Origin of the sequence: Actinophytocola sp. (assembly GCF_035712165.1) — a bacterium.
Lineage (GTDB): Bacteria > Actinomycetota > Actinomycetes > Mycobacteriales > Pseudonocardiaceae > DASYTH01.
The window spans coordinates 1-8,820 of the sequence record NZ_DASTBH010000060.1; the positions used below are offsets into that span (position 1 = coordinate 1).

The following is an 8,820-nucleotide window of genomic DNA, read 5'->3' on the forward strand; positions in this document are numbered from 1 at the left end:
CCCCGGCCCGTACGGCTGCCTGGGCACCGGGCTCGGGTACGCGATCGCCGCCCGGATCGCCCGGCCGTCCGCGCCGGTGGTGCTGCTGCTCGGCGACGGCGCCGCCGGGTTCTCACTGATGGACGCCGACACGCTGGTGCGGCACGGACTGCCGGTGCTGATGATCGTCGGCAACAACGGGATCTGGGGTCTGGAGAAGCACCCGATGCAGTTCCTGTACGGCTACGACGTGGCCGCCGAACTGGCCCCGCGCACCCGCTACGACGAGGTGGTGCGGGCCCTGGGTGGGGCGGGGGAGCTGGTGAGCGCGCCGGCGGACATCGGGCCGGCCATCAAGCGGGGTCTGGCTTCCGGTGTGCCCTACCTGATCAACGTGTTGACCGATCCGGCCGTCGCCTATCCGCGCTCCACCACCGGGATCTAACTGCCGTACAACGCCTTCCGCGCCGCGGAATAGGCGTTGTGCACCTCGGCGCCGTCGCCGGTGGGGTCGAGGGTCTGCGTCGGGCGGCGCCAGTCCGGCGGCGCCGGGTCGCCGGAGACCACCCAGGCGGCCTGGCGGGCGGCGCCGAGCGCCACGTACTCGTCCGGGTCCGGCAGGTCGACCGGCACACCGAAGAGTCCGGCGGCGACCGCCCGCACCGCCCCGGACCGGCTGGCGCCGCCGATCAGCAGCACCCGGCGCACCTCGACATCGGTGTCCCGCAACGCCGCCAGCCCGTCGGCCAGGCCGCACAGCATTCCCTCGACCGCCGCCCGGGCCAGGTTCTCCGGCGACATGTTGGTGCCGCGCAGTCCGACCAGGGTTCCGGTGGCGTTCGGCAGGTCCGGGGTTCGCTCGCCCTCCAGGTAGGGCAGCATCACCAGCCCGCCCGAACCCGGCGCGGCCCGCAGGGCGAGCGCGTCGAGCCCGGCCAGGTCGGTGCCCAGCATCGCGGCGGTCGAGGTGAGCACCCGGGCCGCGTTGAGCGTGCAGACCAGCGGCAGGTACCGGCCGGTCGCGTCGCAGAACCCGGCCACCAGGCCGGACGGGTCCGCGGCCGGGGTCGGCACGCTCGCGAACACCGTGCCGGACGTGCCGAGCGAGACGACCACGTCCCCCGGACGCAGGTCCAGGCCCAGGGCGGCGGCCATGTTGTCGCCGGTGCCCGGGGCGAGCACCGCCCCTTCGGTCGTGGTCCCGGCCGGTTCGTTCGGACCGAGCACGTCGGGCAGGCGCGGGCGGCGCCCGCCGAACGCGGTGTCGAGCACCTCGGGCAGCCAGGCGCCGGTGCGGGGGGAGAAGTACCCGGTGCCGGACGCGTCGCCGCGGTCGGTCACCAGCCGGTCGCCCCGGCCGGCCAGCCGCCAGGTGAGCCAGTCGTGCGGGAGCGCGACGGCCGCCACCCGGTCGGCGTTGGCCGGCTCGTTCTCGGCCAGCCAGGCGAGCTTGGTGACGGTGAAGCTCGCGACCGGGACGGACCCGGTCTGCTCGGCCCACCACGCCGGACCGGCGCCGTCCTCGACCAGCCGGCGGGCCTGGCCGGCGGACCGGGTGTCGTTCCACAGCAACGCGGGCCGGACCACCTCGCCGGCCGCGTCCAGGGTGACCATGCCGTGCTGCTGGCCGGCGACCGCGACCGCCGCCACCCGTTCGGTGCTGCCGGCGGTGGCCTGGCTGATCGCCTCCTGGCAGGCCTGCCACCACGCGTGCGGATCGACCTCGGTGCCGTCCGGATGCGCGGCCCGGCCCTCGGCGACGACCGTGCCGGTCTCGGCGTCGGTCAGCAGGGCCTTGGTCGACTGGGTCGAGGAGTCGATTCCGAGCACGAGCGTCATGTTTCGCAATGATTCCGGAAAGCGCGTTCCCTTGGCCAGGTGGCTACCGGGAGTTGAGCTGGCCGGCGAGCCGCTCGGCCTCCTCCTTGGTGAACCTGCCCGAGATGATGACCGTTCCGGCGAGGATCGGCTCCTCGATCGTGGGCGCGGACACCACCCGGCCGTCCAGCACGATGGCGACCTTGGCGCCGACGTTCTGCGTCGTGAAGTCGGCCCAGGTGCGGCTCGCCGCGTCGGAGAACGTGACGGCGATGGTCCATCCGCTCGAGTTCGGGCCTAGTTCGGCCCCGGCCCGGACCACGTCGGCTCCGCTGAGAAAAGCCGGAGCGAGCACGTACTTCTCCGGCAGCGCCGGGTCACAGGTCACCAGCGGCAGCGCCGGATCGACCTTGGCGCGCAACGAATCCGCCGCCGCGCAGTCCAGTGCGTCGAGGGCGGCCCGGGCAGCCGCCGGGTCGGCGAAGGCCGGGTCCTGCCGAGTCGTCGGGCCCGCGGTGGCGCCCGGCGAGCCGGACGGCGCCGGCCGGGGACTCGCCTCGGCCGGCTCCGTCGTCAGCACCTTGCGAAACTCGAGTTGTGCGGGCTCGGCGCGGTCTCCGGTGCCCGCGACCGTCGAGGACCGGCACCCGGCCAGGCCGGCGAGAACGGCCAGAACCGCAAGAACTCTCAGCGCCCGCACGAAGTCATCATCGCGCGGGGGTCTCGTCGTCGAAGATCCGGGTCACCACCGTCCCGTCGCGCAGGATGTAGGCGTTGATCAGACCGGCGGTGCTGTGCGGGGTGGCGAGCACGCCCCGCGGATCGAGCGCGATGGCGCCGCCGGTCGCGCCGAGGGCGGGAATCTTCTCGGTGATCACCCGCGCGGCCGCCCGCGTGACGCTGGCGCCGGTGTAGTCCATCAGCGCGGAGATGTCGTGCGCGGCGACCCCGCGGATGAACACCTCACCGGTGCCGGTGCAGGAGATCGCCACGGTGCGGTTGTCCGCGTAGGTGCCGGCACCGATGATCGGCGAGTCTCCGACCCGGCCGACCAGCTTGTTGGTCAACCCGCCGGTCGAGGTGGCCGCGGCGATGTCCCGGTTGCGGTCGACGGCAACGGCGCCGACGGTCTCGCCGGTCGTCTGTTCTGCCCCGCCGGCCGGCGGGTTCTTCGCCGCGATCAGCGCGTCCCAGCGGCGTTGCGTGAAGAAGTAGTCCTGGGTCGTATAGGGCACTCCGTTCTGCAGGGCGAAGATGTCCGCGCCCCGGCCGGCCATCAGGACGTGCCGCGAGCGCTCCATTACCATGCGCGCCAACGAGATCGGGTTCTTCGTGTTGTGCACCCCGGCCACGGCGCCGCTGCGCAGGTCCCGGCCGTTCATGATGGAGGCGTCCAGTTCCTGCTCGCCGTCGGTGTTGAACACCGCGCCCTTGCCGGCATTGAAGTTCGGGTCGTCCTCGAGTACCCGAACCGCCGCCTCGACCGCGTCCAGGCTCGGCCGGCCCTCGTTGATCAGGGCGTACCCGGTGCGCAGCGCCCGCGTCAGCCCATCGCGGTAGGCCCGCTCCTGTTCGGCGCTGATGCTGCCGCGCGGCAGGCTGCCCGCGCCGCCGTGCACGGCCAGCACCACGTTGCGCACCGCCGAGCCGTCCCGGTCCGGGCCCGCCGGGTCCGTTGCCGGATCGGTCGCCGGCCCTGCCGGGTCGCGGCAGGCCGTCCGGCGGGGTCCAGGGCCGCGGGATCGGTGGAGAGCCCGACGGTTGCCGTCGACCTCTGGTTGGTGGTGGCGCCGGGTGCGGCACCAGCGGCTGAGCCCGACAAACCGAAGGCGACGGTGATCGTCACGGCTGCCAGGCCGACCAGGATTCCCCGTTGTGGCGGAGAAAACATGTGACCGACCTCCTCGAGGGTGTGACTACGGTCCACCCCACTCTTGAGCCGGCCAGCAGGCGGGTCAACGGCCTACTTACGTGTCCTCCTTTCCAGTCCCCGCTTGGGATGCCAGCTCTCGATCACCAGGTGATCGGCGGGTTCGCCCAGCCGGGTGAGCACTACCTCGCTCAGCTCGATCCGGAACCGGTGCGATTCGTCGGCGCGGTGGGGATCGCCCACCTCGTGTGCCAGGCCGGCGATTTTGGCCTCACCGGCCCAGGAAGTCCCGTCGTCGGTCGGATCCACGGTCGGGGAGTGCACCGCGACCCGTGGATCCCGGCGTAAGTCGAGCGCCTTGACCGCGCCCGCCATGCTGCCGATGTAGAGCCCGTCCTCGCCGAACTCGACCTCGGTGCCGCTGATCCGGGGTGAGCCGTCCTGGCGCAGGGTCGCCATCGTGCAGTGCTTCCCCACGGCGAACCGATCCCGTACCCGGGCGGCGAAATCCGGCTCCGCGGCGGCGAGGTCGTTCCACGACGTCATGCGCTGAGCCTGGCACGGACCACCGACAGAAACCCGTTCAGTCGGGGTCGGTGGCCGACTTCTCCGGAAACGACTCGACCAGTTCCGCCATCCACGGCTCCGGCGGGACCGCGTCCGGCCCGACCACCTGAATGGCGGCCAGCACGGTGAGCAACATGCCCGTCGCCAGGAACTCCCGGGCCTCCTCCGGCTGCGCCCCGGTCAGCTCACGGACCAACCGGTAGATCCGGCCGAAGCCGTCCCGCACGACCGGCCCGATCGCCGGGTCGGCGCTGGCCGCGTAGCCGTGCAGCATGACCGCGAGCAGATCCCGGTTGGCCAGCAGGCCGTCGTAGGCCTCGCCGAGCTGGGCCAACTCGGCCGCGCCGGACCCCGCCGCGTCCCGGAACGCCTGCTCGATCCGAACGCAGGCGTGTTCCACGGCGGCCAGGAACAGCCGCTGCTTGGAGCCGAACAGCCGGATCACGTACGGCTGGGACACCTCGGCCAGCCTGGCCACCTCGTCGGTGGTGGTGCCGGCGAAACCGTTGGCGGCGAACGCCCGCACCGCTGCCTCGACCAGCTGCTCGCTGCGCTGCGCCGCGGTCAGCCGGGGCTTGCTCGTCATGGCTGCTCCTCGACATCGGTGCTTGACATGTTATCAGTCGATTACTACCTTGACGCCGACAGGTAGTTATCAGTGAATAACAACAAGGGAGTCGTCATGAGTAGCGCGGTCCTGGAGCACCGCCCCTCGGTCGCTTCGCCGTCCGGCCGGCGCCGGCCGCTCGCCGCCGTGCTCGCGGCCGTCGGCCTGCCGATGTTCATGGTCACGCTGGACAACCTGGTGGTGACCACGGCCCTGCCGGTGATCAAGCAGGAACTGGGTGCCTCGCTGACCGACCTGCAGTGGTTCGTCAACGCCTACACGCTGTCCTTCGCCGCGCTGCTGCTCACCGCCGCGGCGCTCGGCGACCGGTTGGGCCGCAGGCGGATCTTCCTCGCGGGCATCACGCTGTTCACCCTGGCCTCAGCGGCATGCGCGCTGGCCACCGAACCATGGATGCTCACCGCGGCCCGGGCGGTGCAGGGCGCGGCCGGGGCGGCGGTGATGCCGCTGTCGCTGACCCTGCTCGCCGCGGGTGTACCGGAACGCCTGCGCAACGCCGCGGTCGGGATCTGGGGTGGGATCAGCGGTCTGGGCGTCGCGCTCGGACCGGTCGTCGGCGGTGCGGTCGCCGACGGGCTCACCTGGAACTGGATCTTCTGGCTGAACGTGCCGGTGGGCCTGGTCGCCGTGCCGCTGGTGGCGCTCGTGCTGCGCGAGTCGCGCGGCGGATCCGGCCGGCTCGACCCGGTGGGCCTGGTGCTGTCGGCGGCCGGAGTGCTGGCCGTGGTGTGGGGCGTGGTGAACGGCGCCGACGACGGCTGGACCTCGGCCGGTGTGCTCGGGTCGATGATCGGCGGGGTCGTCCTGCTGCTGGCGTTCCTCGCCTGGGAACGGCGGGCGAGCGCCCCGATGCTGCCGCTGCGGCTGTTCCGTTCGCGCTCGTTCAGCCTGGTGAACGCGGTCGCGTTCACCTTCTCGCTCGGCGTGTTCGGCTCGGTGTTCCTGCTCGCCCAGTTCTTCCAGGTGGTGCAAGGGCTTTCCGCGCTGGAGGCCGGGATGCGCACGATGCCGTGGACGCTCGCGCCGATGGTGGTGGCACCGGTGGCCGGGTTGCTGCTCGGCCGGGTCGGGCCGCGGGTGCTGATCGCGACCGGGCAGGCGTTGCTGGCCGCCGCGCTGCTCTGGATCGCCCTGACGACGTCGGTCGACGTGACCTACGCGGCGCTGGTCGTGCCGTTCGGGCTGGCCGGCATCGGGATGGGCCTGACCTTCGCGCCGATGACCGCGACCGTGCTGGCCAGCGTGCGGCCCGAGGCGCACGGCGTGGCCTCCGGCACCAACAACACGGTGCGCGAGGTGGGCGTCGCCATGGGCGTCGCGGTGCTGGCCTCGGTGTTCGCCTCCTACGGCGACTACGGCGACCGTTCCTCCTTTGTGGACGGTCTGGTCCCGGCGGTCGTGGTGGGCTCGGTCGTGGTGGCGGTCGGGGCGCTGCTCGCCCTGTGGCTGCCCCGGAAGGCAACTGGCTGATCTGGTGCACCCGGGCCGCGGTTGATGGCAGGATGGCGCCCGTCCCCAGTACCGGTTGATCATCTGTGAGGAAGTGCGCTCATGTCCGGCAAGTTCGAGCTGTACAACGACGCCCAGGGCAAGTACCGGTTCCGGTTGAAGGCCGGCAACGGCGAGATCATCGCGGTCGGCGAGGCGTACGAGACCAAGTCGGGTGCGCTCAACGGGATCGAGTCGGTCAAGAAGAACGCCTCGAGCGCCGACGTCGTGGACACCACCTCCTGAGGTGATGCGGACCTTGCGAACTCCGGCAGACCGGTTCGCCCGGCTGCCGGAGTTTCCCTATCCGCCCCGGTTCGCGCAGGTCCCCGACGGGGACGGCGGTGAGCTGCGGATGGCCTGGGTCGAGGACGGTCCGGCCGACGGACCGGTCGTGCTGTGCCTGCACGGCGAACCGAGCTGGTCGTTCCTGTACCGCACGATGATTCCGGTGCTGGTCGCGGCCGGGCTGCGGGTGGTGTGCCCGGACCTCGTCGGGTTCGGCCGGTCGGACAAGCCGGAGCGGCGCGCCGACCACACCTACGCGCGGCACGTGGAGTGGGTCCGGAACCTGGTCTTCGACGTCCTCGACCTGCGTTCGGTGACCATGGTGGGGCAGGACTGGGGCGGGCTGATCGGGCTGCGGCTGGCCGCCGAGCATCCGGACCGGTTCGCCCGGCTGGTCCCGGCCAACACCGGCCTGCCCACCGGCGACTTCCCGATGCCGCCGGTCTGGCATCAGTTCCGCGAGGCGATTCAGAACGCGCCCGCGCTGGACATCGGCCGGTTCGTCCAGTCCGGTTGCCGGCGCGAGCTTTCGCCGGAGGTGCGCGCCGGGTACGACGCGCCGTTCCCGGACGACACGTTCACCGCGGGTCCGCGCGCGATGCCCGGCCTCGTGCCGATCACGCCGAACGACCCGGCCGCCGCCGCCAACCGCGCCGCCTGGGCGGCGCTCGCCGCGTCCCCGACCCCGATGCTGGTCGCGTTCAGCGACGGCGACCCGATCACCGGCCCGCTCGCCCCGATCCTGCGGCGCGTCATGCGCGGTGCGCAGGACCGCGCGCACCCCACGATCGCCGGCGCCGGCCATTTCCTGCAGGAGGACGCCGGCCCGGACCTGGCCGAGCACATCGTCGACTTCATCCGCGCCACGCCCTGAACCCGGGGTCAGGTGAGCTGAAGGACGCCCACCCGGCCCTGCGCGCCGGAGGCCCAGCAGGCTCCGTCGCGGGTGCAGTCGACGGTGTCGAAGGTGCCGGTGTCGAACTGGAGCCAGTGCCGGCCGCCGTCGACGCTGAGGTCGCTGCCGGTCGGGCCGACCGCGATCAGCACGGTGGGGAACCACGGATGCCAGGTCACGCCGGACCGGTAGCCCTGCGGCGCGGTGACCGGCTCGGCCCAGGTGCGGCCCCCGTCGCGGGTCAACCCGAGGGCGTCGACCCCGTTCGCCGGGTTGGCGAAGTCGCCGCCGACCGCCACCCCGTTGTGCCGGTCCCGGAAGGCGACAGCGAACACGCCCGCGCTCGGGCTGCTGGCCAGCGGCGTGACGCTCGCCGTCCAGGTCAGCCCGCGGTCCCGGGAGTGCAGCACCCTGGCTTGCGCTCCACCCCCGGTGGCGATCCAGGCGTCCCGGTCGCCCGAGGTGGCGATGCACTGGCCGCTCGCCGCGAAGGCGAACTCGCCGGCCAGCGCGGCCGGCATGCCGGCGTCGGGCAACACGGCCCAGGACCGGCCACCGTCCGATGTGGACAGAACGCGGAACTTGCCGCCGACCGGGTCGGACAGCGCCAGCCCGTGCCTGCGGTCGAAGAAGGCCAGGCAGTCGTAGAACGCGGTCGGCTCGGTGTTTCGGAACGACTCGGTCCAGTGCGCGCCGCCGTCGCTCGTGCGGTAGACCCGGGATGCCTCACCCTCACCGATGCTGAGGATGACGGCGGTGTTCGCGTCGAACGCCTCGATGTCGCGGAACTGCAGGTCCGTCACCCCGGGTGGCGACACGTTCTGCCAGGTCCGGCCGCCATCGGTGGTGCGCAGGACGGTGCCGGCGCTTCCGCTGGCCCAGGCGACCTGCCGGCTGATCGCCGACAGTCCGCGGAATTGGGCCGTCACTCCGGTAGGGGTGATCCGCCAGCTCAGGTCATGAGCCGCTGGGGCGGTCGCCGGTGTCGCGCTCGCGGCGGTGGCCGGGAGCAGCCCGAGGGCGAGCGGCGCGAGAGCGGCGATGATCAGGGCGCGCTTCATGTACGCGAAACCTAGCCCAGTTGACGAGGGCTGGACAGCCCTCACAAGTCGGGCGCGCGCGGCATCACCTCCATTCAGCGCGTGACCAGTCCGGCGTCATAGGCCAGTAGGCCGGCCTGGGTTCGGTTGTCACAGCAGAGCTTGTCCAGCATCCGGGAGACGTAGCTCTTGACCGTGGCCTCGGACAGCGACAGTCGTTTGGCGATCTGGGCGTTGGACAGGCCCA

General features: G+C 72.3%; 11 protein-coding genes. 4 read left to right on the forward strand and 7 right to left on the reverse strand.

The window, feature by feature from the left end; genetic code table 11:
- A partial coding sequence (locus VFO68_RS02800) for a thiamine pyrophosphate-dependent enzyme (RefSeq protein WP_325156536.1) occupies positions 1-424 on the forward strand: 424 nt, incomplete at its 5' end.
- Here the strand turns inward: VFO68_RS02800 and xylB are convergent.
- The 5 genes from xylB to VFO68_RS02825 all read right to left on the reverse strand — a co-directional run bounded on the left by xylB (position 421) and on the right by VFO68_RS02825 (position 4,820).
- Positions 421-1,818: a xylulokinase gene (gene xylB / locus VFO68_RS02805; RefSeq protein ID WP_325156537.1), complete on the reverse strand. Its 1,398-nt coding sequence runs from the start codon at positions 1,816-1,818 to the stop codon at positions 421-423. The two genes, VFO68_RS02800 and xylB, sit on opposite strands and share 4 nt — an antisense overlap.
- 43 nt (positions 1,819-1,861) lie before the next feature.
- Positions 1,862-2,497, reverse strand: a complete 636-nt coding sequence (locus VFO68_RS02810; RefSeq protein ID WP_325156538.1) for a SecDF P1 head subdomain-containing protein — start codon at positions 2,495-2,497, stop codon at positions 1,862-1,864.
- 7 nt (positions 2,498-2,504) lie between these two features.
- Positions 2,505-3,437, reverse strand: a complete 933-nt coding sequence (locus VFO68_RS02815; RefSeq protein ID WP_325156539.1) for an isoaspartyl peptidase/L-asparaginase — start codon at positions 3,435-3,437, stop codon at positions 2,505-2,507.
- 323 nt (positions 3,438-3,760) lie between these two features.
- Positions 3,761-4,213, reverse strand: a complete 453-nt coding sequence (locus VFO68_RS02820) for a pyridoxamine 5'-phosphate oxidase family protein (RefSeq protein WP_325156540.1) — start codon at positions 4,211-4,213, stop codon at positions 3,761-3,763.
- A 37-nt stretch (positions 4,214-4,250) separates the two neighbouring features.
- Positions 4,251-4,820 carry a helix-turn-helix domain-containing protein gene (locus VFO68_RS02825; protein ID WP_325156541.1) on the reverse strand — a complete coding sequence of 190 codons (570 nt, stop codon included), beginning with the start codon at positions 4,818-4,820 and terminating at the stop codon, positions 4,251-4,253.
- 96 nt (positions 4,821-4,916) lie between these two features.
- On the opposite strand from VFO68_RS02825, the gene VFO68_RS02830 reads away from it, so the two are divergent.
- From VFO68_RS02830 to VFO68_RS02840, 3 genes are all read left to right on the forward strand, one after another.
- Complete coding sequence (locus VFO68_RS02830) at positions 4,917-6,332, forward strand: DHA2 family efflux MFS transporter permease subunit (protein WP_325156542.1); 1,416 nt, start codon at positions 4,917-4,919, stop codon at positions 6,330-6,332.
- An 81-nt stretch (positions 6,333-6,413) separates the two neighbouring features.
- Positions 6,414-6,596 carry a YegP family protein gene (locus tag VFO68_RS02835; protein ID WP_325156543.1) on the forward strand — a complete coding sequence of 61 codons (183 nt, stop codon included), beginning with the start codon at positions 6,414-6,416 and terminating at the stop codon, positions 6,594-6,596.
- 4 nt (positions 6,597-6,600) lie between these two features.
- A complete protein-coding gene (locus VFO68_RS02840) occupies positions 6,601-7,512 on the forward strand; it encodes a haloalkane dehalogenase (protein ID WP_325156544.1) in 912 nt (303 codons plus the stop codon).
- Between the two features lie 8 nt (positions 7,513-7,520).
- Here VFO68_RS02840 and VFO68_RS02845 read toward each other — a convergent pair whose 3' ends face one another.
- Both VFO68_RS02845 and VFO68_RS02850 read right to left on the reverse strand, forming a co-directional pair.
- Positions 7,521-8,594: an oxidoreductase gene (locus tag VFO68_RS02845; protein WP_325156545.1), complete on the reverse strand. Its 1,074-nt coding sequence runs from the start codon at positions 8,592-8,594 to the stop codon at positions 7,521-7,523.
- A 74-nt stretch (positions 8,595-8,668) separates the two neighbouring features.
- Positions 8,669-8,820: response regulator transcription factor (locus tag VFO68_RS02850; RefSeq protein WP_325156546.1), on the reverse strand; the 152-nt coding region annotated here is incomplete at its 5' end.

Bases quoted from the DNA above. Each gene is read 5' to 3' on its own strand.
- xylB (WP_325156537.1), bottom strand. From the start codon at position 1,818: ATGACGCTCGTGCTCGGAATCGACTCCTCGACCCAGTCGACCAAGGCC.
- VFO68_RS02820 (WP_325156540.1), bottom strand. From the start codon at position 4,213: ATGACGTCGTGGAACGACCTCGCCGCCGCGGAGCCGGATTTCGCCGCC.
- VFO68_RS02825 (WP_325156541.1), bottom strand. From the start codon at position 4,820: ATGACGAGCAAGCCCCGGCTGACCGCGGCGCAGCGCAGCGAGCAGCTG.
- VFO68_RS02830 (WP_325156542.1), top strand. From the start codon at position 4,917: ATGAGTAGCGCGGTCCTGGAGCACCGCCCCTCGGTCGCTTCGCCGTCC.
- VFO68_RS02835 (WP_325156543.1), top strand. From the start codon at position 6,414: ATGTCCGGCAAGTTCGAGCTGTACAACGACGCCCAGGGCAAGTACCGG.
- VFO68_RS02840 (WP_325156544.1), top strand. From the start codon at position 6,601: ATGCGGACCTTGCGAACTCCGGCAGACCGGTTCGCCCGGCTGCCGGAG.
- VFO68_RS02845 (WP_325156545.1), bottom strand. From the start codon at position 8,594: ATGAAGCGCGCCCTGATCATCGCCGCTCTCGCGCCGCTCGCCCTCGGG.